General features: G+C 58.8%; 25 protein-coding genes. 11 read left to right on the top strand and 14 right to left on the bottom strand.

Going from position 1 to position 26,499, the window contains the following annotated elements:
• Positions 1 to 105: 105 nt before the first annotated feature.
• Complete coding sequence (locus LG327_RS02525; protein ID WP_404365379.1) at positions 106 to 936, top strand: response regulator; 831 nt, start codon at positions 106 to 108, stop codon at positions 934 to 936.
• On the opposite strand, the gene phoR is transcribed toward LG327_RS02525, so the two are convergent.
• The 5 genes from phoR to LG327_RS02500 form a co-directional block, all read right to left on the bottom strand.
• Positions 925 to 2,256, bottom strand: coding sequence for a phosphate regulon sensor histidine kinase PhoR (phoR, locus tag LG327_RS02520; protein WP_404365377.1), 1,332 nt, complete (start codon positions 2,254 to 2,256; stop codon positions 925 to 927). The two genes, LG327_RS02525 and phoR, sit on opposite strands and share 12 nt — an antisense overlap.
• A 38-nt stretch (positions 2,257 to 2,294) precedes the next feature.
• On the bottom strand, positions 2,295 to 2,987 hold the full coding sequence (phoB, locus tag LG327_RS02515) for a phosphate regulon transcriptional regulator PhoB (RefSeq protein WP_404365376.1): 693 nt from the start codon (positions 2,985 to 2,987) through the stop codon (positions 2,295 to 2,297).
• Positions 2,988 to 3,061: 74 nt separating this feature from the next.
• The gene (gene ubiA, locus LG327_RS02510; RefSeq protein WP_404365374.1) at positions 3,062 to 3,949 is read right to left on the bottom strand and encodes a 4-hydroxybenzoate octaprenyltransferase; all 888 of its coding nucleotides are present in this window, start codon (positions 3,947 to 3,949) and stop codon (positions 3,062 to 3,064) included.
• A gap of 86 nt (positions 3,950 to 4,035) precedes the next feature.
• Entirely contained in the window at positions 4,036 to 4,617 is a 582-nt protein-coding gene (locus LG327_RS02505; protein ID WP_404365373.1) for a chorismate--pyruvate lyase family protein, read from the bottom strand.
• Entirely contained in the window at positions 4,598 to 5,155 is a 558-nt protein-coding gene (locus LG327_RS02500; RefSeq protein WP_404365372.1) for a hypoxanthine-guanine phosphoribosyltransferase, read from the bottom strand. The genes LG327_RS02505 and LG327_RS02500 overlap by 20 nt, the downstream gene beginning before the upstream one ends.
• 257 nt (positions 5,156 to 5,412) lie before the next feature.
• Here LG327_RS02500 and rd point away from each other — a divergent pair, with 257 nt between their 5' ends.
• Both rd and LG327_RS02490 read left to right on the top strand, forming a co-directional pair.
• Positions 5,413 to 5,580, top strand: coding sequence for a rubredoxin (gene rd / locus LG327_RS02495; protein ID WP_166257106.1), 168 nt, complete (start codon positions 5,413 to 5,415; stop codon positions 5,578 to 5,580).
• A gap of 61 nt (positions 5,581 to 5,641) precedes the next feature.
• Positions 5,642 to 6,796, top strand: coding sequence for an NAD(P)/FAD-dependent oxidoreductase (locus tag LG327_RS02490; protein ID WP_404365370.1), 1,155 nt, complete (start codon positions 5,642 to 5,644; stop codon positions 6,794 to 6,796).
• Between the two features lie 41 nt (positions 6,797 to 6,837).
• Here LG327_RS02490 and LG327_RS02485 read toward each other — a convergent pair whose 3' ends face one another.
• Entirely contained in the window at positions 6,838 to 7,239 is a 402-nt protein-coding gene (locus LG327_RS02485; RefSeq protein WP_404365369.1) for a hypothetical protein, read from the bottom strand.
• Positions 7,240 to 7,387: 148 nt separating this feature from the next.
• Here LG327_RS02485 and LG327_RS02480 point away from each other — a divergent pair, with 148 nt between their 5' ends.
• Positions 7,388 to 8,254, top strand: coding sequence for an acyl-CoA thioesterase (locus tag LG327_RS02480; RefSeq protein WP_404365368.1), 867 nt, complete (start codon positions 7,388 to 7,390; stop codon positions 8,252 to 8,254).
• Positions 8,255 to 8,270: 16 nt separating this feature from the next.
• On the opposite strand, the gene LG327_RS02475 is transcribed toward LG327_RS02480, so the two are convergent.
• From LG327_RS02475 to LG327_RS02465, 3 genes are all read right to left on the bottom strand, one after another.
• On the bottom strand, positions 8,271 to 10,826 hold the full coding sequence (locus LG327_RS02475) for an EAL domain-containing protein (RefSeq protein ID WP_404365366.1): 2,556 nt from the start codon (positions 10,824 to 10,826) through the stop codon (positions 8,271 to 8,273).
• 121 nt (positions 10,827 to 10,947) lie between these two features.
• Positions 10,948 to 11,397 (bottom strand): flavodoxin, encoded by a 450-nt coding sequence (locus tag LG327_RS02470; protein WP_404365364.1) that lies wholly within the window; start codon positions 11,395 to 11,397, stop codon positions 10,948 to 10,950.
• Between the two features lie 55 nt (positions 11,398 to 11,452).
• Positions 11,453 to 12,556: a GGDEF domain-containing protein gene (locus tag LG327_RS02465; protein ID WP_404365362.1), complete on the bottom strand. Its 1,104-nt coding sequence runs from the start codon at positions 12,554 to 12,556 to the stop codon at positions 11,453 to 11,455.
• 224 nt (positions 12,557 to 12,780) lie between these two features.
• Between LG327_RS02465 and LG327_RS02460 the strand changes: the two genes are divergently transcribed.
• On the top strand, positions 12,781 to 14,343 hold the full coding sequence (locus LG327_RS02460; protein ID WP_404365360.1) for an inorganic phosphate transporter: 1,563 nt from the start codon (positions 12,781 to 12,783) through the stop codon (positions 14,341 to 14,343).
• Positions 14,344 to 14,435: 92 nt separating this feature from the next.
• Positions 14,436 to 14,702, top strand: coding sequence for a hypothetical protein (locus LG327_RS02455; RefSeq protein ID WP_404365358.1), 267 nt, complete (start codon positions 14,436 to 14,438; stop codon positions 14,700 to 14,702).
• A gap of 58 nt (positions 14,703 to 14,760) precedes the next feature.
• On the opposite strand, the gene panP is transcribed toward LG327_RS02455, so the two are convergent.
• From panP to LG327_RS02440, 3 genes are all read right to left on the bottom strand, one after another.
• Positions 14,761 to 16,437, bottom strand: coding sequence for a pyridoxal-dependent aspartate 1-decarboxylase PanP (gene panP / locus LG327_RS02450; RefSeq protein ID WP_404365356.1), 1,677 nt, complete (start codon positions 16,435 to 16,437; stop codon positions 14,761 to 14,763).
• A gap of 198 nt (positions 16,438 to 16,635) precedes the next feature.
• The gene (locus LG327_RS02445; protein WP_404365354.1) at positions 16,636 to 16,974 is read right to left on the bottom strand and encodes a DUF503 domain-containing protein; all 339 of its coding nucleotides are present in this window, start codon (positions 16,972 to 16,974) and stop codon (positions 16,636 to 16,638) included.
• Positions 16,975 to 17,118: 144 nt separating this feature from the next.
• Positions 17,119 to 17,754, bottom strand: coding sequence for a TetR/AcrR family transcriptional regulator (locus LG327_RS02440; protein WP_404365352.1), 636 nt, complete (start codon positions 17,752 to 17,754; stop codon positions 17,119 to 17,121).
• A gap of 290 nt (positions 17,755 to 18,044) precedes the next feature.
• Between LG327_RS02440 and LG327_RS02435 the strand changes: the two genes are divergently transcribed.
• From LG327_RS02435 to LG327_RS02415, 5 genes are all read left to right on the top strand, one after another.
• A complete protein-coding gene (locus tag LG327_RS02435) occupies positions 18,045 to 18,266 on the top strand; it encodes a hypothetical protein (protein WP_404365350.1) in 222 nt (73 codons plus the stop codon).
• A gap of 115 nt (positions 18,267 to 18,381) precedes the next feature.
• Positions 18,382 to 19,404 (top strand): lipase secretion chaperone, encoded by a 1,023-nt coding sequence (locus tag LG327_RS02430; RefSeq protein WP_404365348.1) that lies wholly within the window; start codon positions 18,382 to 18,384, stop codon positions 19,402 to 19,404.
• Positions 19,405 to 19,689: 285 nt separating this feature from the next.
• Positions 19,690 to 20,631 carry a porphobilinogen synthase gene (gene hemB / locus LG327_RS02425; RefSeq protein ID WP_404369169.1) on the top strand — a complete coding sequence of 314 codons (942 nt, stop codon included), beginning with the start codon at positions 19,690 to 19,692 and terminating at the stop codon, positions 20,629 to 20,631.
• A gap of 85 nt (positions 20,632 to 20,716) precedes the next feature.
• A complete protein-coding gene (ppk1, locus tag LG327_RS02420) occupies positions 20,717 to 22,807 on the top strand; it encodes a polyphosphate kinase 1 (protein WP_404369167.1) in 2,091 nt (696 codons plus the stop codon).
• A 54-nt stretch (positions 22,808 to 22,861) separates the two neighbouring features.
• On the top strand, positions 22,862 to 24,154 hold the full coding sequence (locus LG327_RS02415) for a DUF945 family protein (RefSeq protein ID WP_404365346.1): 1,293 nt from the start codon (positions 22,862 to 22,864) through the stop codon (positions 24,152 to 24,154).
• Positions 24,155 to 24,227: 73 nt separating this feature from the next.
• Here LG327_RS02415 and coaD read toward each other — a convergent pair whose 3' ends face one another.
• Complete coding sequence (coaD, locus tag LG327_RS02410) at positions 24,228 to 24,710, bottom strand: pantetheine-phosphate adenylyltransferase (RefSeq protein ID WP_404365344.1); 483 nt, start codon at positions 24,708 to 24,710, stop codon at positions 24,228 to 24,230.
• Between the two features lie 139 nt (positions 24,711 to 24,849).
• Entirely contained in the window at positions 24,850 to 26,295 is a 1,446-nt protein-coding gene (locus LG327_RS02405) for a coniferyl aldehyde dehydrogenase (protein ID WP_404365342.1), read from the bottom strand.
• Between the last annotated feature and the right edge of the window lie 204 nt (positions 26,296 to 26,499).

Genomic DNA, 26,499 nt, shown 5'->3' with positions numbered 1-26,499 from the left:
GGTCTCAATGACATTTCATTAACAGAGCTCACGAGCCGATACAAACATCCGTGACGCTTTGATCTATAGTAGGAAATCCATTTCTGCACGGGGTTACCAGACATCATGGCATTACTGAAAGCGCTGGTTGTTGATGACGCCAGTTTCGTCCGGGATCTGGTCAAGCGAACCGTGCGCCAGCGTTTCCCCGTAATCGAACTTGTCGATGCCCCAAACGGCAAAAAGGCCCAGGGACTGATGAGCCGGACCAGTTTCGACCTGATCCTGTGCGACTGGGAAATGCCGGAGATGTCGGGCCTGGAGCTGCTGCAGTGGATGCGCCAGCAGGACAACTACAAAAAAACGCCGTTCATCATGATCACCAGTCGGGGCGACAAAAGCCACGTCATTGAGGCCGTTCAGGAGGGGGTGTCGGAATACCTGGGCAAGCCCTTTAGCCCGGATGGCCTGAGCAGGAAGATCATCAAGGTCATGGGGGCCAGCCTCCGTGACGCCATGGGCCGTAGTGGCAAATCCATGGACGGGCCGGCAGAGGCATTCCGCGAGTCGGCGAATCTTCTGACCCGGAAGCGGGAGCCAGAGGAGGCGCCGGACACCGGCACAAAAACCCCCGCTGCCGTTCAGCGCAGTGTCGCTGCCGTGCGTTTTGCCGGCAGCATGCTCAAGTCGGTGGTGAAAGACATCAACCTCACGGAAGTCAGGGTGATCGCCAAGCGGGATCAGTCATTCCCCGGCATTCTCGACCAGGCGGTGGTGGACATGGAAATTGCCGAGGGCAAGGTGGCTCGCCTCAATGGCTATGTGCATCAGTTGCAGGCGGTGGACAAGCGCCAGGATACGGACTTTGTCAGCCTGGTGATCCGGTTTGTGGATGAGGATCCCCAGAAAATGGAAGACCTGTCCCGTTTTATTGCCCGGTTCAAATCAGGCCTCTGACCCTTCCTCGTCCGCCCCGGCGGGCCTTTCTGCAATTCGTTCCCGGGGAAAGTGGCAGATGAATTCGCTGCCGGTGCCCACTCCGCTTATGATTTCCAGTTCGCCATCATGGTTCAGAAGCACGTGCTTGACGATGGCCAGCCCCAGTCCCGTACCTCCGGTTTCCTGATGCCGGCTGGGGTCGGCACGGTAGAAACGCTCGGTCAGCCGTGGAATATGGACAGGATCGATACCGATACCCGTATCCTTCACCGAAAGGTGACCGCCGGCGCTGTTGGTTGACCAGGCCACGCGTATCTGTCCGCCTGCCGGGGTATATTTGACGGCGTTGAATACCAGGTTGGAGATGGCGCTGCGGAGCTGGCTTTCGTCGCCCTGCAGGTAGGGGCGTTCGCCAATATGGATCCCGAACTCGTGCTGTTTTTCGCCGCTCAGGGCCCGGGCGTCGCAGCAGACCTCCGTGATCAGCGCCCCGAGGTCGGTGATATTGTCAGCGCGCATCTGCTCCCCCGTCTCAAGCTTGGACAGCAGAATCAGGTCGGTAATCAGCGCTTCCATCCGCGAGGCCTGCTGGGCCATGGTATGGATTGGCCGGCGCCATTTCGCTGGCAGCTCGTCCGCGTGATCGACAAGAGTTTCCAGGTAGCCACTGATAACCGTAAGCGGGGTTCGCATCTCGTGGGAAACATTACCCACAAAATCCCGCCGCATCTGCTCCAGCTGGAACAGACGGGTGACATCCTTGGCAACGATCAGGCGGTCATCATTGCCAAACAGGCTGATCTGGATCAGCAGATGGATATGGGGCCGGGCGGGAGAGTTCAGCTCCAGAGGCTCCCGGTAATCCCTGCTGTCGAAATAGGCCTTGAAGGCGGGGCTGCGGATCAGGTTGTGGATAAACTGACCGCGGTCGGACTGGCGCCGCAGACCAAGCAGATATTCCGCCGAGCCGTTCCACCACTCCAGAACGCCCCGGGCGTCCGTCATGATGACGCCGTCGCGCATGGCGTTGGTGGATTCCTGCACCCGGCTGACTTCTGCCTGAAGCCGGTCACGTGTGTGCAGGTGGCTCTGGTGAAGGCGGTTCAGGCCGTCAAAAATGTCGCCCCAGAGCCCGACGCTCTGGGGCGCTTCGTCGCCGGAGCCAGGCTTGTGCAGCCAGTGGTAGAGTTTTCGTGCCTGAGCCAGCGACCAGCAGAGGTAAGTGAACAGTCCCACTAGCAACCCCTGGAGTGGGTAGCCGAGGAACAGCCCGATGACGCCGCAGGCGGCCAGGAAGAAAACAATCAGACGCAGGTATCGCGACCAGCTGTAATGCATGAGTTTCCCGCCAGGTCAGGTCTTGCGGTGGCCCGGTTTCAGGCAGCCCGGGTGGAAAAACGGTATCCGGTGCCCCGCACAGTCTGTATCAGGTGATCGTATTGGTTTCCCAGGGCCTTGCGCAAGCGGCGGATATGAACATCGACCGTACGTTCCTCAACATAGACGTTGCCGCCCCAGACCTGGTCAAGTAGCTGGGACCGGGTGTAGACCCGTTCCTGGTGGGTCATGAAGAACTGCAGCAGCCGGTATTCCGTGGGTCCCATGGTCAGGGGGCCTTCCTGTGTAGTTATCCGGTGCCCCACCGGGTCCAGGGTGAGACCATCGACTTCGATGGGACTTTCCATTCCAGGTGGGGTGGCCCGACGGAGGACGGCCTTGAGTCGTGCCACCAGCTCCCTTGGGGAAAACGGCTTGGTGATGTAATCGTCCGCACCCACTTCCAGGCCCTGGATTTTGTTATCTTCCTCCACCTTCGCTGTAAGCATGATGATGGGGATTTCGGCGGTGGCGTCATCCTTCTTCAGCCTCCGGGCCAGCTCGACGCCGCTGGTGCCGGGAAGCATCCAGTCGAGCAGTACCAGATCGGGCTGTCTGTCCACAATCATGGCATGGGCTGTTCTGGCGTCAGCCGCTTCCAGGCATTCGTAATCGGCCATTTCCAGCGCGACCGCGATCATCTCGCGGATGGAGGCCTCGTCATCAACAATCAGAACCGTTTTTCCAGACATGAGCATTAACCTGTATCGAACCGGTGTTTGTTGCTGCCCCATTACAACCGGCTGGTGTTACAAGTATATGACAGTTATCCGGCCAGGCTGTCGAGAAACAGTCCGGCGAACACGGCAAATCCGGCCCAGTTGTTGTTGAGAAAGGCCCGGAAACAGCCCTCCCGTTCCCGATAACGGGCCAGGTGGAGCTGGTACAGAAACAGGCAGGCCATGGCCACCAGCCCCACATAGTAGAAGCCTCCCAGACCGGCCTGCACCCCCACCAGAATAAGTACAAGGATAACCAGGCTCTGGAGCACTGCAATCATGACCCGGTCGGCCTCACCAAAGAGGATGGCGGTGGATCTGACTCCGATTTTGAGATCGTCGTCCCTGTCGACCATCGCGTAGAAGGTGTCGTAGGCTACCGTCCAGAGTACATTGGCGATGAACAGCAGCCAGGCCAGTCGGGTAACTTCGCCGGCCTCCGCTGCCCAGGCCATGGGTATGGCCCAGGAAAAGGCGGCCCCAAGAAACAGCTGCGGCAGGTGGGTGTAACGCTTCATGAACGGGTATATGAATGCCAGCACCACCCCTCCGAGCGACAGGTAAAGAGTCAGGGTGTTGGTGAACAGGACCACCAGCAGGAACGCAGACAGGGCCAGGCCGGCAGCGAGGACAATAGCTTCGACGGGCTGGACGCGGCCGGATGGAAGGGGGCGATCTCTGGTGCGACTGACGTGGCCGTCCACCCTGCGATCGGCGAAATCATTGATGGCACAGCCGGCGGCCCGCATGAGGAAAACCCCGAGAGTAAAAACAATCAGGTTACTCAGGCTCGGGGTGCCATCTGCCGCCAGCCAGAGGGCCCAGTAGGTGGGCCACAGCAGAAGCAGACTGCCGATCGGTCGGTCCACACGCAGGAGCCGGGCATAATCCGTGAGGCGGACACGGAGGTGAGCTGGCAGAAAATCAGAGGTCATGGCGGGCCCAGTCTGGCTGTCTAAATGGGTGTGGCGCGATTATAGCGGCCCGAGCCGGCAGGGGTAAGGGTTGTCCGGTTTTCGCCTTACTCCCGGTTTCCGCTACGGCCCAATAGCGCCGGCAGGAAATATTCCCCCACCAACAGGTGCCTTTTGCCGGAATAGAAGCGGGAGCGCCGTGCAATCCGGGGCTGGTCGTGTTTCGTTGTGCGCTGGCAGATACCCGTCTGGAAGGCTCCACGGCGCCATTCCGGGCGGCTGAATAGCCAGGCCCCCAGAGGCTTGCGGCCCAGGTGCCGGAGACGGCGGCCTTTTCCTGTCAGCGTCTGCCTGGGGATGACGGTTCGCGCCATGACCCAGGGCTCGCCATCGCCGCAGAGCTGAACTTCGCGGATCCAGGCTCTCTGCCGCAGAGGCAGGCCGAGGGTCAGGGCTTCCTCCACCGACGGCATCGTGAAACTTTCGCTCAGCACATCCACATGGAACTGCTGGCGGCATCGCATTTGCAGAGCCCGGGTGAGAGAACCTTCAAGGCTCAGCCAGAAAGCCCCCGAGCCCCGGACCAGCCGGCTCTGCAGGCCGGCCGCCGGAAGCGTGGGGTACCAGCGGGTGGGAGGGACCTGTTGGCTTCCGCCAGAAAAAACCGGGCTAGAGTCCCTTGACGGCATAAATCCCCGGCGCGTTGCGCCAGTACCCCTTGTAGTCCATGCCAAAACCGAAGAGGAAACGGTCTTCCACTTTGAGACCGGTAAAGTCCGCCTTCAGGTTGGGCCGGGCCTTGCGGTCATGCTGCTTGTCCACCAGCACCGCGGTGAGTACTTCCCTGGCGCCATGAGCCCGGCAGTAATCGGCAATGGCTTCGAGGGTGGTGCCTTCATCAAGGATGTCATCGACGATCAGCACCGAGCGGTCGGTCATGTCGGCGTCCGGGCGCAGTTTCCATTCCAGGATGCCCCCGGTGGTTTCCTGGCGATAGCGGGTAGCATGGAGGTATTCGGCCTGAACCGGAAACTTCAGCCGGGTGAGCAGTTGGCCGGTCAGAATCAGCCCCCCGTTCATGACACAGAACAGCAGCGGATTGCTGCCCTCCAGGCGATGGGAAATGGCATCGGCCATAGCCTGGATAGCAGCGTGAACCTGTTGCTCGTCCACAAGGCAGTCCGCCTCGGCAAGCACCTGATTCATCTCTGTCACGGTGTCGGTCATAGTGTTCAGATCCTGTCATGAAACGGCGGATTATACCGAAGCGGGTGCCCGGAAGGGAGGGTTGTCGGTGAATCTGTCCTGTTGCAGACCCAGACCGCGTCAGCACTGGCTCTGACCCCTCCGGCATTGGTCAATGACCACACAATGCGTATTATGGGCGGCCGGAATCATGTCGCAGGTTTTCTGATCAGGGCTTGCATGCAAGATTGTCTAACAATTACTATCTCGCCCTTTAGTCAGGGGCCAGGAGGTTCGGAATGAAAAAATGGCAGTGTGTGGTGTGTGGCTGGATTTACGACGAAGCCATGGGCTGGCCCGAAGATGACATAGCACCGGGAACCGCCTGGGAAGATGTGCCGGAAGACTGGGTGTGCCCGGACTGCGGCGTGGGCAAGGAAGACTTTGAAATGATCGAAATTGGCTAGAAAAAGCCGGCTCTTTTTGTCGATCCAGCAAGGATAATCAAACGCTACGGGAGAGCAGGACATGAGTGCAGAAGCGCCCATTATTATCATCGGCACAGGCCTGTCCGGCTATTCGCTGGCCCGTGAGATCCGCAAACAGAACAAAGATGTGCGGTTGCTGATGATTACCGCCGATGATGGCTTCAGCTATTCAAAACCCATGCTTTCCACCGGCTTTACCAAGGGCAAGGCAGCGGACGAGTTGGCTCAGGGAGCCCCGGAAACCATGAGTAAGCAGCTTGATATTGAGGTGCGTACTCATGCCAGGGTTACCGGGATCGACACGGAAGCCCATGAGCTCAGCGTGGGGGGCGAACGCCTGGGGTATTCAAAACTGGTGCTGGCCTGGGGGGCTGATGTCATCCGTCTGCCCATGGAGGGCAATGGTCAGGAGCATGTGTTCTCCATCAACGATCTCATGGATTACCGGGCTTTCCGAAAGGCTCTTGAAGGTAGTCGGAAGGTTGCGATCATGGGTGCTGGCCTGATCGGCTGTGAGTTTGCCAATGACCTGCGCAATGGCGGCTACGAAGTGGATGTGATCGCGCCCTCGGATGCGGTGATGCCGGGTCTTCTGCCCCCTGTCGCCGCTTCGGCAATGCAGGATGGCCTGACAGAGGCCGGGGTCAGGTTTCATCTGGAGACGGTGGTCAACCGGATTGACCGTGCCGGAGATGGTGTAGCGCTCAGCCTTGCCAATGGCGAGACGCTTTCCGCTGACCTGGTTATTTCCGCAGTCGGGCTAAGGCCCCGGGTGGAGCTGGCAGAGAATGCTGGTCTTGATACCAATCGGGGGGTCCGTGTGAACCGCGCCCTGGAAACCAGCGCACCGGATGTGTATGCGCTGGGTGACTGTGCCGAAGTGGACGGCCATGTGTTGCTTTATGTGCTGCCGCTGATGGCCTGTGCCCGGGCCCTGGCAAAGACCCTTCTGGGCGAGCGTACAGAGGTGCGATATGGCGCCATGCCGGTGATGGTCAAAACTCCTGCCTGTCCGGTGGCGGTATGCCCGCCACCTGCTGCTGAGCAGGGCGAGTGGCAGGAGGAGCGGGACGGAAACAGCGTACGTTCTCTTTACCTGGATACGGAAGGAAATACCCTGGGCTTTGCGGTTACCGGGGACTATGCAGTTGAAAAACAGACCCTGGCTCGGGCAGTGCCGCCCTTGCACCTGTGATGCCGGACGTTTGTGCTACCGGCTTGACCTGGCCTGGTTGGCTAGAACCGGTATTCCACTCCGACCTCAACCCTGAAGCTGAGGCCCTGAAGCTCCTCCGGTAGCTCCTCCAGACCGGGCGTGGGTTCTGCGCTTTGGAGCAGAGCCGCGGTCTGCTGTTCTGCCGCTATCTGTACCGCAGTCCGTGACTCATTAACATTGGGCCTCAGGCTGTCGGGGCGGATGGCAGGTTCTTTCAGCTGCCAGCCCCGCTTCCGGGCTGGCTCTGCTGGCTCGGGCCATTTGGCTCTGGGCAGTACCACCGGAGCAGGCTCCCATTGCGGGTGTTCAACTTCGCCAGCGAGCCTGATTCCGCTTTCCTGCCACGAAGATTCATCCGCCTGCGCACCGTTATGGCACCAGTCCAGCCGTTTTACTGCTGGCGGCTGTGCACTCGCGGCCATGCCCAGTAGCAGTGCAAGCAGGCCGCAGCCCCACTGAAAGACCCGTGAAGATTTCCGCCAACAGGATTTGACAGTCTCACCATTGCACACGACGTAACTCTGGGGTAGAAGGATACGTCGTGAGCTAATCATATCTTTGGGAGAGTGCATGCTGGAAGTCACCAGAAAGCTGGTTGAGTTGCTGGATCTGGCCCCGTTGGGGGACGATCATTTTCAGGGTGAAAGTGAAAACCTTGGTTTTCCCAACGTATTCGGAGGGCAGGTTCTTGGTCAAGGGCTGATGGCGACAAGCCGGACGGTTGAGAACCGGCTGCCGCATTCCATGCATGCCTATTTTCTCCGGCCGGGTAATCATCGTCTGCCCATTGACTACGAAGTGCAACGGGTCCGGGATGGCGGCACTTTCTCGGTGCGTCGTGTCATTGCAAGGCAGGAGGGGCGGGAAATCCTGACCGGCTCGGTGTCATTCCAGGTTGAAGAGGAAGGCCTTGCACACCAGGTTGACATGCCCCCTGTACCGGATGTGGACGGCCTGACCTCGGAGCAGGCGCTTAGTCAGAGGCTGCTGCCCCACATACCCGAAGCGCTTCATGACATGCTTACCCGTGACCGGCCCATCGAAATCCGGCCGGTGAATCCGGTCAATCCTCTCAAACCGGAGCCCCGGCCCCCGGCCAAGCAGAGCTGGCTGAGGGCACAGGGAAGCCTGCCTGATGATCAGGTTCTGCATCGTTGCCTGCTGGCCTACGCTTCCGATTTCAGTTTTCTGGGAACATGTCTGCACCCCCATGGGGTGACGTTCATGAATCGGGACATGCAGGTCGCCAGCCTTGATCATGCCATCTGGTTCCATCGTGACTTCAGGATGGACGACTGGCTTCTCTATGACAAAGACAGCCCCAGTGCATTTGGTGGTCGGGGCTTCAACCGGGGCAATATATTCAGTCGTGACGGCCGGCTGGTGGCTTCCACGACCCAGGAGGCGCTGATCCGGAAACGCCCGGCCGGGAAGTGAGTGGCGGTCCGGTGTGTCAGCCCGTCCCGCGGGACGTCTGCCGGCCGCGCTCAGCCAGCCAGTCCAGGATGCTGGTCAGTGATCCGGGTGGCGTCAGGACATAGCCCTGAATCATGTCGCAGCCCATCGCTTCCAGCACATTGGCTGTGGCTTCATCCTCCACGCCTTCGGCCACCACCTGATAGCCCAGGCTCTGGCACATGTCTATGGTGGTCTGCACTATGACCCGGTCTTCCTCCTGCAGCGCCAGATCGGTGATCAGTGAGCGGTCAATCTTGATCTCCTTTGCCGGCAGCTGCTTGATGTAGGAGAGGGAGGAATAGCCCGACCCGAAATCGTCTATGGACAGGGGGATGCCGGCGGCCTCCAGAGACTGCAGGGCTTTGAGGGAATTGACAGGATCCAGCATCATGGATGTTTCGGTGACTTCGAGAATGATTCTTCCACGGTGCCGGCAGTGGCTTGTCATGAGGCGCTGGACAAAAAGCGGAAACCCCGGCTCCCGCAGATTGTTCGGCGATACATTGACGGAAATGCTGAAATCGTAACCATATTCGAGAAAGCAGTCCCGGGCGGCCAGTCCATTCTCCAGCACCCAGCGGGTCAGCGGCTTGATCAGGCCAGTCTGTTCTGCCACGGCAATGATCTGGTCGGCCGTCAGTGAATGGTCCCGTCCTGGCCACCGGATGAGAGCCTCCATACCCACGATTTCCCGGCTTTTCAGGCTTATCTTTGGCTGAAAAAACAGCGTTAGCTGGTTGTCGGCAAGAGCCTGCTTCAGTTCGGTGACCAGCGTCAGCCGGTCAGCGCTGTAGCTGTCCCTCATGGATTCGTAATAGGCCAGCCCCCGGTCGCGGGCCTCGTCGGATTCCTGCGCGATATAGGCGCGGCGGATCAGTGCATCCGTATCACCGGCATGATCCGGATAGATGGCAACGCCGGTCAGTGGGTCCAGCGGCAACTGCATGCCCAGGTAGTCCAGGGGTTCCTTGAGCTGCTCCAGACTCAGGGCAATGCGCTCGGGAAACTGCCGGGCGACATCGGCGTCCATCAGAAAGGCGAAAGTAGCCGACTCCAGTGATGCCAGATGGAACTGCTGACGTTCGCTGAGTTCAACGACCTTCATCCCCGGCAGTTCCCGGACAATGCTGTTGAATCGGCTGGCGACAAGTTTCAGTAGTCTGTCGGTGTTGTGGTGGCCCAGGGTCCTGGTGATCGTCGGCAGATTTTTCAGCTGGATAAGGCCCACTGCGTGACGCCGGTTGTACTCACGGTTCAGGTGGTCCTGAACCAGCATCTCGAAGCTGCTGCGATTGGGCAGGCCGGTCAGCGGATGGTGCAGGGTCTGCTCCATCATCCTCAGTTCCGCTCTGCGACGCGCAGCCATTGCCCTCAGCTCAGCCTCCCTGGCTGCGACCCTGTCCTCCCTGTCCTGGTAGAGCCTCGCAGCCAGCGCAATGGTCAGCAGGATGGCTTCCAGGGCAGAGCCGATCTGCATGGCATAGACCGTGGTGAAACTGGTTGGCACCAAGCCGTATTTATTGGCGGCGGTCAGCGCACTGCCTGCTGTCAGAAGGGTCCACGCCAGGGTATAGAGGCCGGCCTGGCGGTTGCCTCGCCACCACTGCACCGGCCCGACGACTGTGAGAAGAAGGCAGGTGGGTATGGCAAGGGCTACCGAAAGCCGGATTGATGTGTCGTAGCCCAGCAGGAAAACGCCGGCGATAGCTGCCATGTTTACGGCCAGGACTGATTGCATGAGCCAGTCAAGCCGGCGACTCCCGCTGGGTATCTTGAGAAAATTCCGGGCAAACAGCAGGGCAAAGACCATGGTGAGGGGGACGCTGAGCAGCATGGCCTTGTTATGCAGCCAGGGGCTTTCAGGCCAGAGCAGAGGGTAGGTGATTCCCCGCAGTGTCGAAATGAGGAACAGGTAACCGAGTGTGGACAGCACATAATAGAGGTAGGTGCGTTCCCTGAGCGCCAGAAAAATGAAGAGATTGAAGAAAATCACCGTGATCAGAATGCCGTAGTAGATTGCGTGCAACTGATCTTCGACCGAGGCATGGGCGAAAAAGGCGTCCTGATGCCAGATCCGGATGGGTACCTGCAGAGCACCGCTGGTGGAGACCCGGATGAATACTTCGATGTTTTCTTCCCCGGCCTCAAGAGGCACCAGGAAATTGGGATGTTGCAGGGGGCGCTGCTCAAAGGACCGGCGGTCGCCGGTAAGTACCTGGTTTTGCAGTCTTGTGTTCCGGAAAATGAAAAAGCGGATGTCATCCAGGTGGGGATAACTTACCTCAAGAATCCGGCGCGAGGCACTGCCTTTCACCTTTATCCGGAACCAGAAAGTGTCGGTGACATAGCCAAAGTTTGGGCTGCTATCGGGCAGGCTTTCCCAGCGGTTGCTGTCCAGCACATCTGCCAGTGCCAGCTCCTGGCCGGCGGGGCTCCGGATGAAGTCAACCGCAGGGCGGCTCCAGCCTGGATCCGTGTTTTCGGCATGAGCTCCGGAAGAGGCAGTGATCAGCGGGGCCAGAAGGGCGAGAAACAGCAGGATTTGGTGCACGGAATGAGGTCTTGTTCTGATTGTTACTGACTGTTGCAGGTTTCATTATGGTCAGTGCCGGAATTGGCCTCAAGTAAATCAGGGCCGTTCTGGTACGGCTTTCACCTTTCAGGCTCTTTAATCAGGGCAGTTCTCTTATCCAGGATCTGACCCAGGGCACAGCAACCGTCTCGGGTTCCATGGTTTCCAGGGCATCAATGCAGAGTGTTTCTCCCACCTTTCGGGCGCCCACTTCAAGAAAAGCTTCCTCCATGAGGTCTCCGGCACCGCAAAAGGTGTCACCGTACGAGCTGTCGCCCAGCACGATAACGCCGAATGGCCTGCCCTGCTGCATGGGCATCTGGTCCTTCAGGTCCAGATAGAAGGGCAACAGATCTGGCGGCACCTCCCCCTGGCCGGTGGTGGAAGTGCAGACCAGTATCGGCCGATCGTTGCTGGTCAGGTCCGCCAGTTCAGGCTTTTCAAAAATCCGGATTTCGTGGCCTTCCTCTTCAAGCTGCTCGCGGATTTCCCTGGCCGTCAGAAGGGCTCCGCCATACACGCTGCCAACGAGGAGGGTTATTGCTGTCATCAGGGGCTCTTTCTCAGCTGTTTGGCGGCCATGTTACGGGGCTGACGGAGGCCATTCAAGATGGCTTGACGCCCGGAACTGGAGCGGCCCGGTTGCGCACCCGCGGCGCAATCCGGTTGCGTCCGGCATTCTTGGCCTCGTAAAGGTTGATGTCGGCCTGCTTCAGCAGGTGTTCAACAGAGTCTGACTGGGTGATCGAGCAGACCCCCGCGCTGATGGATACTGGCAGCCGCCGGCCCTGGAACAGGAACTCTGTCTGCTCTACCTCCTCGCGCAGGCGTTCCGCAAGGGACAGGGCCTGCAGAAGGGAAGTGTCCGGTAGCAGGATGAGAAATTCCTCGCCGCCCCAGCGCGCCGCAAGGTCTGACTGGCGGAGGATGTCCCGCATCAGGCCGGCAAACTGCTTGAGGACTGCATCGCCGGCAGTGTGGCTGTATTCGTCATTGATTCTCTTGAAAAGATCCAGGTCGATAAGTACCACGGAAAAATGATGGCCGGCACGTTGATAGCGCACGAATTCTCCGGTCAGCCGCTGCTGCATGTCCCGCCGATTGGCCAGCCCTGTGAGCTCATCGGTCCGGGCGGCCTGCTCGTGCGTTATTGCGAGTCCTACGAGTTCATTCCGGGCTTTGCGGCGACTGGCCTCAAGGACATAGCAGAAAACCGATTCGAAGGTGATAGTGGCAAAAAAACGGATCTTGAAGTCACTGTGGTATTCAGCCTTTACGAAAGGCAGTTCCGGAAACTGGAAAACTATTGCGGTGAACACCAGGCATCCCGCCAGCATGGCCGTCCCCGTCTTCAGGTCCGTGAGATAAAACACCAGAGGGGGGAATACATAAAGCCAGAGAGGGCCGGTGTTGCTTTCCCCGCCCGAGGTCACCAGGTAGGCAAAAAGCAATGCGACAATGCCGAGCATGCCACTCTTGTTGAGGTTTCTGTTCCGGGTTCGCCAGAAAACCAGAAGATTTACGCATACGAGGCCCGCGAAAAACCACAGGGTTGCAGCGTGCTCGAGGTGGCTGGATGCCAGCGATTTGGCGCCAATGGCCACCAGAAAGACAATCGCCATCAGCGAGAGCCATGTCAGCACTCGCGAAACGCGCGCTTCCTCGTCCTCTTCCGCTGTCTGAAATCGTGCCTGGGAAAGCTGGCTCATGATCTCCGGCGTAACTCTGTTATGGTTCTGGATGGCATGCTGCGCGAAGATTATGCGTCAAACAAACGCTTTATCATAGAAATTGCCACCTCTGCTTCTCCACCGGACGGCTGGTTTACCGCTTGCTGGCTGAACGGCGCTCCCACTCGAATATTTCATTTTCGTGACAAAAATCCTATAGTGGCGACCACTATGCACTCACCACATCCAGCGGCGGATTTGTCATGGCAAAAACAAAGGGCTTTTTTGAGCAGGCGCTGACCAGTCGTTCCACCGAGCGTTTTCGCATCGGCATCTGCCTGCTTTTTCTTCTCGGCGTCTGGCTCTATGTGGGCCAGCTGAGTGCCGGCATGCCTTCCAGTATGCTGCTCATGGCTGCCGCCGTTATCGGCGGATATATGGCCATCAATATAGGCGCCAATGACGTAGCCAACAATGTCGGCCCGGCAGTCGGGTCAGGCGCCCTTTCCCTGGGCGCTGCGGTGCTGCTGGCGGCGGTTTTCGAAGCTGCCGGTGCGATAATTGCTGGTGGCGACGTGGTTTCCACCATCAAGGGCGGCATCATTGCCGCCGACAGACTGGACGACATCAACAGTTTTGTGTGGCTGATGACCGCGGCCCTGCTGGCCGGCGCCCTCTGGCTGAATCTGGCGACCTGGATGGGCGCGCCTGTGTCCACCACTCACTCCATCGTGGGAGGGGTGCTCGGCGCGGGTATCGCTGCTGGGGGATGGGGTATTGCGGACTGGAATGTGATGGCAGCCATTGTTGCAAGCTGGGTGATTTCTCCGGTTCTGGGTGGTGTCTTTGCGGCCTTTTTCCTCTATCTGATCAAGCGAACCGTGCTCTATCGCCAAGATGTCGTGGCTGCCGCCCGGAAGATGGTTCCCTGGGTAGTGGCCGTTATGGCCTGGGCCTTCGGTACCTATCTGATGCTCAAAGGGGTTAAAAAGATCGTCAAAGTGGATTTCATGACCGCAGCACTGATCGGTCTGGCCATCGCGGTGGTGGTCATGCTGGTGATGAGAGCGCTGGTGGCGCGTCGGGCCGCGACCATGGAAAGCAATGCGACTGGAGTGAACACGCTGTTTACCTGGCCCCTGATTTTTGCCGCGGCTCTGCTGAGCTTTGCCCATGGCGCCAATGACGTGGCCAATGCCATCGGCCCACTGGCCGCCATCAACGATGCCCTGGCCGGCGGTGAAATTGTGATGGCGGCAGGAATACCTCTGTGGGTAATGCTGGTCGGAGCCCTGGGTCTGGCCGTGGGGCTTATGCTGTTCGGCCCGCGGCTGATTAAAACCGTGGGCAGCGAAATTACCGAGCTGGACAAGACCCGGGCCTTCTGCATTGCCCTGTCTGCGGCATTAACGGTGATTATTGCTTCCCAGCTGGGCCTTCCGGTCAGCTCAACCCACATTGCCATTGGCGGTGTTTTTGGCGTGGGCTTTCTCCGGGAATACCTCAAAACCAGCTACGCCAGCCAGATTCACAACATCATCGAAAACCATGACGAAACAGAGCAGGCACGTCTGAAACCCTTCCTGGATGATTTCCGGAACGCCTCGGTGGAGGAGATGGAGAGCCTGCTCAAACAGGCAAGAAAAAAGAAAAAGGACCTGCCCCTGTCCAAGTCCGAGCGCAAGCGGCTGAAGAAGATCTACCGGGAGGAACTGGTCAAACGCTCCCATCTCACCCGCATCATTGCGGCTTGGGTGATCACGGTGCCGGCCTCTGCAACCATGGCTGCGCTCCTGTTTTTCACCATTCGCGGCCTGCTGATCTGACGGCGGGCTGGTGGTGCCCAGGGGGAATCCGGCATACTGGTCATTGACCTCTGCCGGTACCGGTCCGGCGTGAAACAGATTCGGGAGAAAGCATGAACAAGTCGTCAGAAGGTCGTCAGGCCAGGATCATTGATGAACTGAGGGTTTTCATCAAGAAGGTGATGAGTGATCCCACCATTGCGGTGAAGTCCATGGAGATCGCACGCAAACACCGGGGCAAGCCCAATGCAGATGAGCTCATAGCGCGTGAAATCAGCTCCAGCACCAATGTAAGGATTCCTGAAAACTGGAGCGAAGCAGACAGGATGTTCCTGGAAATCCTCCATGATGCCCTGGATGATGAAGAGGCGATGTATTAGGAGCCTTTTCTTTCCGGCAGCCCGGGGCGAGTCCCGGCACTGAGTCTGGTGCTGGGGGTCAGGCCAGCCGGCTCTTCGGGCGATGCAGGGCAAGGATGGATTCTGCATGCTGTTTCAGAATGGCCAGTTCGTCCTGGATATCCGCCTCCTGAGCCAGTTCCTTCTGCTCATCCAGAATATCCCGCAGGATCTCCACCGTGGTCAGCGGGTTGGCAAGCACTACGCGGAAAACGATGCAGGGGAAGTGGTGATACCGCGCGGGCTCCAGCCGGGTTCGGGACACGAAGGCTTTTCCGCGTTCACGCTGGGTTTTCTGCAGGAATTTGGTGATTCTGTTCAGGCTGGTGTTAAGCCGTTCAGCCTGGTCTGCATCTGCAACCGCCAGCGCCTGACGGGCGATACCGGGGCAGTATCTGTAGGTCAGGATATTCAGCTCCGGCCGGGTGATCAGCTCAAAATCAGGTTGCTCTTCAATCATCTGGGCAAAATCCCGCGCTTTTTCAATGCCCTGGTCAATCAGTATCTCGTAACCTTCCCGCGCCAGTATCCTGAGACCCGAGTGAATCAGCATCGCCATGCCTGGCCTTGAGCCTTCCAGCGTATTGCTGCCCAGGTCCCGTGAGCCCTTGCGGATAATGTACTGGGCATGGTGCTCCACTGCGCTGGCCAGGGCTGGATCCCGGAACACCACCAGACCTGATCCCATGGGTACATAAAGCTGTTTGTGGGCATCGAAGGTAACGGAATCCGCCTGTTCTATGCCCCTGAGAAGATGGCGGTGGGTGCGGGAGAACAGTGTCGGGCCGCCCCAGGCAGCATCCACATGGAAGTGCGCGCCGAATTCGCGGGCAATGTCCGCCATGGCATCCAGTGGGTCCACATTGCCTGTCTCGGTGGTTCCAGCGATGCCGCAGATGGCCATGATCCTGATTTTCCGCCGCTGCAGATCAAGGCATTTCTCACGCAGGGCATCGGTATCTATGCGATTTTCGTCGTCTGTATCCACTGCAACGAGAAACTCCCGGCCCAGACCCAGCACGTCGGCCGCCTTGCGCAGGGAATAATGCCCTCGCCGGGATACGAGAATGGCTGCGCCCTCGTGGCCATAATATTTCAGGGCCCGAAACAGGCCTTCCTGATGCAGCCCCCGAAAACTCCCTTCTGGCGGAAAAGCCTGGTTGCGTGCTACCCACAGGGCGGTCAGGTTGGCGATGGTGCCGCCCGAGCACATGACCCCCAGTGCATGACGGGGGTCATGCATCCACTTGCGATAAAATGCGCCATCCTGCTGGTACACCAGCCGGTGAATCATCCCCAGTACCTGGCGCTCCATGGGTGTAAATGCCTTGGAGGTTTCGGTTTTGACCAGATTCTGGTTCAGGGCAATCATGATCTTGGACAACGGCAGCATGAAGTAGGGAAGTGCCGATGTCATGTGTCCGACAAAGCTGGGGGAGGCGGTATGAACTGAGTTGGCCACCAGTTTGTCGAGAAGAAACTGGGTCTGCTCGGAAACAAAAATGGGTTTTTCCGGCACAGCCGACTCGGAGAAATTCTTCTCTACGTCACTGAGGTCACGCTCTACAGCGACTATGTGTTCCTGTAGAAAACCTGCCAGGTTACGGGATATATCCTGGTCAATACGGCTCAGGGTGGACTCCGGGGCTTCGGGCACCGTGAACACGCGATACATTGCCTCGATCGAGGCCTGAGCGGTTTTTTTCTTGCCGGTCATAGGCGCCACACACCGTCAGTGGTATTCCGTCGGTATCCACCCTGATACTTCAACGGTCAGGAGCAGGAGAAGAGACTTCCTCCCGGATAGTCTGGCATGTTGTTCGCCCCGGGACTCGGAGCCGGATGCGCTCGCATCCTCCAGGATCGCGTAGTATACGGCGTCAGTTCCCGCCCTGCCACCGTCCGCCCAGGCCCATCAGAGTATTTCGCGCTGAACATCCAGCACGGGGGCATCGATGCGTTCCGCAATGGCCTTCTCGACCTGGTCCAGGCGCTCCTGGATCTGACGGGAAGAGGCGCCCAGAGCAGCAATGGTCCAGGTGGCACAGTCCAGGCTGTCCAGATCGGCGGTTTCCGCCACTGCCAGGTCGGCCTCTCTGCCCCACACTGCACGCATCGGCGTAAATACCCTGCGCTTCGCTTTGAGGTCCTCACAGCCGTACAGCTGGAAGTGAAGGGTGAGCAGGCCAACGTGGGGCGTTATCGCTGGTGTCTGCGGCTGGGTGTTGAGCAGCCGCTTCATCGCATTTGGCATAGTGTAACCTGCAGCAGAGTCCGATCGGCATGGGGCCAGCCGGGGGTTTCAGTCTGTGAACACTAGCAGTGTACCAACAGGAGCTGTTATCCGACTACTTGAGCGGCTGGGCCTGCCCGGCAACGGCTGCCGGATCAGTGCCAGTTATCTCCGTATCCCGGTCAGTCCCTGAATACAGAACCGCACGATGGACTCGACCAGTTGTCTTTGGGCCTCTGGCTCCGGGGCCTGCTGACTGCCGTCGGACTGGGCCGGCGACAGGGGCCCCACCAGGCTTTCAGCAATCGCTCCGACCAGACACGTACTGCTCTGACGGGCATTCTGGTTCGGTAATGTGCCCTCCTCTATGCCCTGCTTTATCGCTTTCTGAAAATGCTCTGCATAGGCTTCGCGATACATCAGTCGCTCGGCTTCAACCCTTGGGTCCACTGGTTCGGCAATCAGTGACCAGGCCATGGTGGGGCCCCGGAGTGCCCTTTCGGCGAACTGCGTCAGGGCTTTTTCGAGCCTTGTGACAACATCATCAGAGGTGGCAAGAGCTTCAGCGACCTTGTTCATTTCCCGCTGGGTGGCGAGGCGGAATATCTCGGCAAACAGCTCTTCCTTTGATTCAAAGTGCCGGTAGATGGTTCCAGTTGCAACACCAGCAGCCCTGGCCACGTGGCTGATCCGGGCATTGCGGAATCCCCCTTCCGCAACCCGCATGAATGCGCAGTCCAGAATCCGTTTGCGGGCCTGGGCTTTCCGGCTGCGCATTTTTTCGGTTTCGCGATAGGCCATTGGGGCTCCTTCAAGCAGGGTGGGTGTCTCTAAGACTTTCCGGTCAGGTCATTTACTGGAAGCATACAGACAGGGGTAAAAGCCTGGTGTAGCAAGATGTTCGTCCGGTTACAAAAAGTTACGAAAATAATTTTGCAGGTTAATGGCGCTGCAATCAAAACCGGATTATAAAGACGCCAAGATGAGATAGCATTGAAAAATGCTCATCGAGAAGGGCGCGCTTCTCCTGTCTTGAATGCTGCGCTCACATTATCGACGCAGTAATGTTTTCGCTGGTGGGGAGCAAAGCCATGAGTGAATTCGATGAAAGTAACCTGGAGCGCTCGGCCGGCTGGTCGTTCGGGGGCGAGGATAACCACTCAGTCGCAGGTCGTGCCCGGGCGCGCGCCCAGCTGAATGCTGATATTGAGGCCTATCTGCGCCAGGGTGGAACCATCCAGGAAGTGGACAACAGGCTTCGCGTCGACCCGGCGCGCAAAGTTGATACAGGTTTTAACAACCGGTCGATCTGACCGATAAGCCAGCGGCGCCCTCCACCTGGAGGGCGCCGCTGCGTCTGTACTGGCTGCCTTCCATTGCTATACTCCGGTCCTGTCTCTGTTACTGGTATTTACCAGGATAACTGCCATGAAGCTTGACCAGCGTTTTGCCCTTTTACTGCTGCCCATCATGGCGGCGTCTGTTGCTTTTGTATTTATGGGCAGCGCCGGCGACGAAGCCGCGGGCAATGAGAGCCGACTGTCCGTGACCCCGGCATCGGGAAAAGCGGCTGTGGCGCTGGAGGAAGGAAAACCTTCCGCCCTGGTGGATGGTTCCCCGGTGAGTCTGCCCCCGCAGCTTCCGGCATCGCTGGACGGCACTGATCCTCCTGACGGGTGGCTGCAATTCGACAGTCAGGGCGGGCTGATTCCCACGCCGGAGCTCAGGGCGCTGTTTGAATATTACCTGGCGGCTCTGGGGGAGGAGTCCCTCGGGCAACTGGTGGCGAGGATTGAACAGGCCCTGACGGAGCTGCCAGAGCCGGCCAGGTCCCAGGCACGAAAAACCCTTGGGGACTACCTGGATTACAAGCTGGCGGTCAGCGAGCTCGAAAAGCGCAGTGGTGGCAGTGGCGCTTCCGCTGACCTGGATGGGCTGGGGCGGCGTTTGCAGGCGGTGCATGACCTGCGCCGTGAGTGGCTGGATTCCCGCACCGCCGATGCCTTTTTTGCCAGCGACGAAGCGCTGGACCGCTTTCAGCTGGAGCGTCAGCAGATTGCCCGGGATGATGCCCTGAGCAGCGATGAAAAACAGGCGCAGATTGCCCGCGCCGAGGCCGCGCTTCCGGAAGCGCTTCGGGAGTCCAGGCAGCGAACGCGCCGGTTTCAGGATTACCAGCAGATCCGCTCTGAGCTGGCCGGAGACCCGGAGGCCCTGCAGCTTTATCTTGAAGCCAGTTTTGGCTCCGAGGCGGCAAGGAAGCTGAACGAGGTGGAGCAGGCCCGGGAAGCCTGGAGTCAGCGCTGGCAGGCCTACCGTGCCGACGTCGCCAGGGTGGACGCCGCAGGTCTCGCCGGACCGGAGCGCGAGGCGGCGATTACCCGTCTCAGGGAACAGCACTTCCGGGGCCCTGAGCGGGTTCGCGCTGAAGCTCTCGATTCCCTGGAATAGCCGGGACTATCCTCTCGTGCCACCGCCCGCGCGTGCGGTGGGTGCCGGCTTCTGTGTATGATGTAGTGGCAGGTCAGCATTACCGTGGCTGTCACGGAATTGTCATCCTGCTCTGTCATCGTGCGGACCCCGGCTGTCTGTTTTCAGCGTATTCCGGCCGCTCCGGCACCCTCAAGATCCAGATATTTCCAGCAGCCAGGAGGTAGTCCCGTGTTTTCGCCCCAGCATCGTGTTTTTCCCGCCACCCGACCCCGCCGTAACAGGGCAGACGATTTTTCACGGCGGATGGTGCGGGAAACCCGGCTGTCGGTGGACAACCTGATATTTCCCGTATTTGTGCTGGAAGGCCAGAATCGCCGTGAGGCCATTGCATCCATGCCAGGTGTCGAGCGCCTGAGTATTGATCTGTTGGTGGCCGAGGCTGCCGAGCTGGTGGATCTTGGCATTCCCGCAGTGGCACTGTTTCCGGTGGTACCCCCCGAGCAGAAAAACCTCTCCGGTTCTGGTGCCTGGGACTCCGAGGGACTGGCTCAGCGGGCCAGTCGGGCTCTCAAGCAGGCATATCCGGATCTGGGCGTTATCACGGACGTGGCGCTTGATCCTTTCACCACTCACGGCCAGGACGGAATCATCGACCATGATGGCTATGTGATCAATGATGTCACCGTCGAGGCCCTGGTCCGCCAGGCTCTCTCCCATGCTGATGCAGGGGCGGACGTGGTGGCGCCATCTGACATGATGGACGGCCGGGTGGGCGCCATCAGGGAAGCTCTGGAATCCGCCGGCCATGTCAACACACGGATTCTGGCCTACGCTGCCAAGTATGCGTCAGGTTATTACGGCCCATTTCGCGATGCCGTGGGCTCTGCATCCAGTCTGGGCAGGAGTAACAAGGCCAGCTACCAGATGGATCCTGCCAACAGTGACGAGGCGCTGCATGAAGTGGCCATGGATCTTGCCGAGGGTGCAGATATGGTCATGGTGAAGCCGGGTATGCCCTATCTGGACATAGTGTATCGGGTAAAGAACGAACTGAAGGTGCCCACCTTTGTTTACCAGGTCAGCGGCGAATATGCCATGCACATGGCTGCGGCCGAGCAGGGCTGGCTTGACGCCGACACAGTTATGATGGAAAGCCTGATCTGCCTGCGCCGGGCCGGTGCAGATGGCATTCTTACCTATTTTGCGCGCCGGGCCGCCCGGTTGCTGAAGAGTCAAAAAGCCTGAAATCCTGCCAGCCAGGAGAAGGGCAGTTACAACCCAGGATGTGATACCCATGAGTACCGAATCCGCGAAGCCCCTGAGCCAGGACATGGAAGAAACCCGAACCTTGCCTGAACTGCTGCCTCCCCTTGACCCGGCAGCGAGCGAGAATTACCTCAACCGCGAACTGAGCCACATCCAGTTCAATTTCCGGGTTCTGCAGCAGGCACTGGACGAAAATATTCCCCTGATCAACCGTCTGATGTTCTGCTGCATTTTCAGCAGCAACATGGACGAGTTTTTCGAGATCCGGGTTGCGGGGCTGCGTCAACAGATCAAGTACGGGCGGGAAAGCGTAGGCGCGGATGGCATGCTGTCCGAGCAGCTGCTGAATGAAATCAGCAAAGTGGCTCACGATTACATTCACGCCCAGTATGACATTCTCAATGACATCCTCATTCCGGCCATGGAGCGGGAAAATATCCACTTCCTGCGGCGCCGGGAGTGGACGCCGGAACAGACAGCCTGGGTGCAGCGTTACTTCGAGGAAGAGATTCTTCCCGTTGTCAATCCGATCGGGCTGGACCCGTCGCATCCTTTTCCACGTCTGGTGAACAAGAGCCTCAACTTCATTGTGGAGCTGGATGGCAAGGATGCGTTTGGCCGCGAGACGGGCATGGCCATTGTTCCCGCTCCCCGGTCTTTACCGCGGCTGGTGCGGCTGCCGGATGACATCTGCAATGGCGGTAACAACCTGGTGTTCCTTTCCTCAATGATCCATGCCCATGCCGATGAGCTGTTTCCCGGCATGGAGATCAAAGGCTGCTACCAGTTCCGCCTGACCCGGAATGCCGACCTTGAGCTGGAAGACGATCTGGAAGACCTGGCTTCGGCCCTGCGGGGCGAGCTGTTGAGCCGTCGTTTTGGTGACGGTGTACGGCTGGAAGTTGCTGACAACTGTCCCGATGAACTGATGAATTTCCTGCTTCGGGAGTTTGGCCTGACAGAGCGGGATCTGTACAAGGTCAACGGGCCGGTCAACCTGACCCGCCTGATGGCGGTGGGTGGACTGGTGGACCGACCTGACCTGACGTTCCCCGGGTTTTCACCGGCCGTGCCCAAACAGATCCGCAACAAGGAACTGATTTTTGATGCCATCCGTCAGCAGCCGGTGCTTTTGCAGCACCCTTATGAGAGCTTCACGCCAGTCATAGACTTCCTGCGACAGGCAGCGAAAGACCCCCAGGTGCTGGCCATCCGTCAGACGCTGTACCGTACCGGGTCTGACTCGGAGATAGTGGAAGCCCTGATGGATGCCGCAAAACGGGGCAAGGAAGTGGCCGTGGTGATCGAGCTGCGGGCGCGATTTGACGAGGCAGAAAATCTGGAGCTGGCAAGTCGCCTCCAGGAGGCCGGTGTCATCGTGGTCTATGGCGTTGTCGGCTATAAGAGCCACGCCAAGATGATCCTGGTTGTGCGTCGGGAGGAGGGTCGCCTCAAGCGTTACGTCCATCTGGGCACGGGTAACTATCACGCGGGCAATGCCCGCCTCTATACGGATTACAGCCTGCTCTCCAGCGACGATGCCCTGGGCGATGACGTCAACAAGCTGTTCCAGCAGATGACCGGCATGGGCAAGGCTCTCAAGATCAAGAAGCTGTTCCACGCCCCCTTTACTCTGCACAAGCGCCTGATCGAGCTGATTGACCGGGAGGCGGGCCTTGGAGAGAAGGGTCATATCATTATCAAGGTCAATGCGATGACCGAGCCGGAGGTGATGAAGGCCCTCTACCGGGCTTCCCAGGCCGGCGTCCGGGTTCAGCTGATCATCCGGGGTGTCTGCTGTCTGCGCCCGGGGATTGCAGGACTCTCCGAGAATATCCATGTGCGCTCCATTATTGGTCGGTTCCTGGAGCACAGCCGGGTCTACTACTTTGGCAACGACGGAAAGTCGGAGGTCTTCTGCTCCAGTGCCGATGCCATGGTCCGCAACCTCGTAAACCGGGTTGAGGTGGCTTTTCCCATTGAAGACAGCGAACTGGCGGCCCGACTCCGGGAAGATCTCGATATCTATCTGGCGGACAATTGCCAGAGCTGGGTGTTGCAGGCAGACGGCAGTTACGTTCAGAATCAGCCGGCGCAGGATGAGGAGCGTTTTGCCGCCCAGACCGTGCTAATGGATCGACTGACCAGCAAGTGAGTAGTGCGATCACCCAATCGCCAGTAAAGCCGTAATCGGCCGGAGCAGGTATTGATGAACAAATGGATAGTCGCTGGTGTAGTTGTTGTGATTGCCGGCGCCGCCGCCCCGTGGGGCACAGGTGTACTGACCGAGAAACAGTGGGCCGAAGGGCAGAAGCGTCTGAACGGTCAACAGCTCGTAGTGGGGGTGGAAACCGAACGCTACGACCGGGGCTATCTCGGCGCCAGTGTGGCAGGCACAGTGCAGTTTGAGGATCCTGACTCTGGTGAGCAGCTGGAGATTCCCTGGCAGGGACAGGTCAGTCACGGCTTTGTCAGCAGCCAGGTGGACATCGAGTTTGGCAGCAGCGACTCGGAGCTGATGCAGCAGCTTTTTCCCGCTGAAAAACCATCCCTTTCAATCAGCCTGAATGCCTGGGGCACGGCCGGGCTGGTGGTGGCAGTTCCGGCCATTGATGCCAGAGATGAAGCTACGGGTGAATCCCTGAAGATGGCTGAGGCAGTTGTCAGGATCGGTGTCCATGATGCCGGCGACAGTTTCGATCTGGTACTGGAGTGGCCTGGGCTTGTGGCCCGGGGGCCGGATGTCGAGCTCACTCTTGGTGACGTAACGGTGAATCAGACCATGTCCCGCCTGAGGGGTGATGTCTGGACCGGCGAGGGTTCGCTGGCGCTTGAAAATGCGACCCTGGATCCCTCTGGTCAGCCGGGGCTGAGCCTGCAGGGTATGTCGCTACAGAGCACCACCAGCGCCGACAACAGTGACAGCTTCAGTGTTGACAGCACTTTTGGAATTGAGCAGGTAGTCAGCGACGGCATCCCTTCGGGCCCACACAGGGCGCGCTTTGTAATGCAGGATTTCGCGGTGGACCCCTGGAACCGTCTGTTGGGAGCGTTCGGGGACATGCAGATGCTCAGTACGACGGCAGAGGTGTCGAGTCTCTCGCGGCAGGCCCTGCTCGAGCAGCAGATGCAGGCGATGGATGCCGTCAGTTCCGCTCTCAGGGACCTGGCAGCGGCAGGCCTGTCATTTGGATTTCCGGAAGTGAACCTGGAGTTCCCGGAGGGCCAGATAAGCGGCGAAGTCATGCTTTATCATCCGCAACTCACCACGGAAGAGGGTGAAGCCCTGACCTTGGTCATGCAGCGCCTCACCGGGAGCATGGATGTCCGTCTGCCGGTTGATCTGGTGGAATCCCGTCCGGCCCTGATGGAGGAACTTGCACCCCTGGTGCAGCAGGGCATCCTGGTCCGGGACGGAGGGGACTTTGTGCTTAAGGCCAGGCTTGAGGATCTGGAGGTTGATGTTAATGGTAACCGGTTTCCCCTGCCTCCGATGATCTGATCCCGGGGGCTGCCCGGGCAGGTGTCTGCGGCGCTTGTAACACCCCGGCAGCCCTGACTACCCGGCCTTCCTTTCAGGAGGCACTGAAGCGGCGTTTGAGGGCATTGGCCACGGCTGGGTCTACAAATTCGCTGATGTCCCCGCCCAGAGCTGCGATTTCCCGTATCAGAGTCGAGGAGATATAGGAGAGGTGGTTGGCCGGGGTGAGGAAGACGCTTTCCACCGAAGGTGCCAGCCGCCGGTTCATGTCTGCCAGCTGGAACTCATATTCGAAGTCCGAGACAGCGCGAAGCCCGCGGAGAATCACGGTCGCACCCTGCTGGAGTACAAATTCCGCCAGCAGGTTCGAGAAGCCGGTAACAGTCACGTTGGGCAGGTGGCTCGTGGCATCCCTTACCAGCTGGACACGCTCCTCCAGGGTCAGCAGAGGCTGCTTCTTGGGGCTGAATGCGATGGCCACAATCACCGTATCAAAGAGCTTGCCAGCGCGCTCAATCAGGTCCGTGTGGCCATTGGTAATGGGGTCAAAGGTTCCGGGGTAGACTACCCTGGTCATATGTCTGGTCCTCGCAAGCTTGCAGTGCAGGTTTCTCTAAGAGTAGCGAATTAACCAGAGAGCGCACCAACATACAAGCCTGAAGGGGGATTCTTTTCCCCGTTCCGGCCCGGAAACGGGGAAAAGTGACTCCCCCGGCTTAGCGGATGAACATTTTGTAGACCATCTTTTGCAACGAGCTGCCGTAGGGAGGGTAGACGAATTTGCTGCTGTTGAATTTCTGCTTGCTGAACACGCCTTTTGCGTGGGAGAAGGTCATGAAACCCTCCTTGCCGTGGTAGTGACCCATACCCGAGGCGCCTATGCCACCGAAAGGCATGTCATCCTGGGCAACATGCATGAGAGTGTCGTTGATGCATGCGCCCCCCGAATGGGTCTGCGCAAGGACATGGTCCTGCATCTCGCTTTCGTATCCAAAGTAGTAGAGAGACAGCGGCCGGGGGCGATCATTCACGTACTGGATGGCATCCGCAATGGTGTCATAGCTGACAATGGGCAGAATCGGGCCAAAGATCTCATCCTGCATGACATCCATCTCGTCGGTGGGGTTGAGCACCAGGGTAATGGGCATCTTGCGGGTGCCGTCCTTGAGATTTTCCCGGGCCGGATTGATTTCGATCAGTTCCGCGCCCTTGTTGCGGGCATCCTCCAGGTAGCCCTGCAGGCGTTTGTGCTGGCGTTCGTTGATAATTGAGGTGTAGTCGTCATTGTCCCGCAGGTTCGGGTACATGCTGGCAAACTGGTCGCGGAATTCATCAACAAAGGTCTGGACTCTGTCCGCAGGACAGAGCACGTAGTCCGGCGCCACGCAGGTCTGACCGGCGTTGAACGCCTTGCCGAAGGCCAGCCGGTGGGCTGCGTCCTCCATGGGAATGTCCGTTGAGATGATGGCCGGCGATTTGCCGCCCAGCTCGAGGGTCACGGGGGTCAGATGCTCAGCTGCAGCCTTCATCACAATTTTGCCCACTGAGGTCGAGCCAGTAAACAGCAGATGATCAAAGGGCCGGCTGGAAAAATCTGCGGCCACGTCCGCCTCACCATTGATGACCGCTACCAGATCCTGGGGGAAGGTCAGATCCATCAGCTCCGCGAACAGGGCGGACGTATGGGGGGTAAATTCCGACATCTTGACCATCACCCGGTTGCCGGCTGCCAGCGCCGATATCATCGGCCCAACGGCAAGAAACAGTGGGTAGTTCCAGGGAACGATCACGCCGCACACGCCGAGGGGCTGGTAGTGAACCCTGTTGGTGGCAGGCTGGAACAGGGCCGAAACCTTGCGTCTGGAGGGCTTCATCCACTCACCAAGGTGGCTGATGGTGTAATTGATGCTCTGAATTGAGGGCATGACTTCAGCAATGCGGGTTTCGTCTCTGGAGCGACAGCCAAAATCACGGTCGATTGCCTCGATGATTCTGTCTTCGTGGGCGAGGAGTGACTTCTTGAGCCGCTTCAGGTTTTCCCTGCGTTCAGTCAGCGAAGGCATGGGGTTGCGCCGGAAGGCCTGGCGCTGTTCCTCGAAGATCCGCGCGGTGTACTGGATCTGTTTCTTGCTTTCGGTCAGCTGAACCACATTGGCAACCATGATTTTCTCCTTGACGTCGCAGCAGGCCGGTCTGTTGCCTGTTGTTGTGAGTAATGCCGGGTTTGATGATTAAAAAGTGCCCGATTTGCGTGTAGGGCTATTATTAGAGTATATACTCTACCCAGTCAAGCGGGCCGGGGCGGGGGATCAGGCCAGAAAAGCCGATCCGTCCGCAAGAGCCCGAATGAACCCCAAGTCCGTCCC

The organism is Marinobacter sp., assembly GCF_044799475.1.
GTDB lineage: Bacteria > Pseudomonadota > Gammaproteobacteria > Pseudomonadales > Oleiphilaceae > Marinobacter.
The sequence above is the reverse complement of the archived record's forward strand: the minus strand, read 5'-3'. Positions and strand labels throughout refer to the sequence as shown.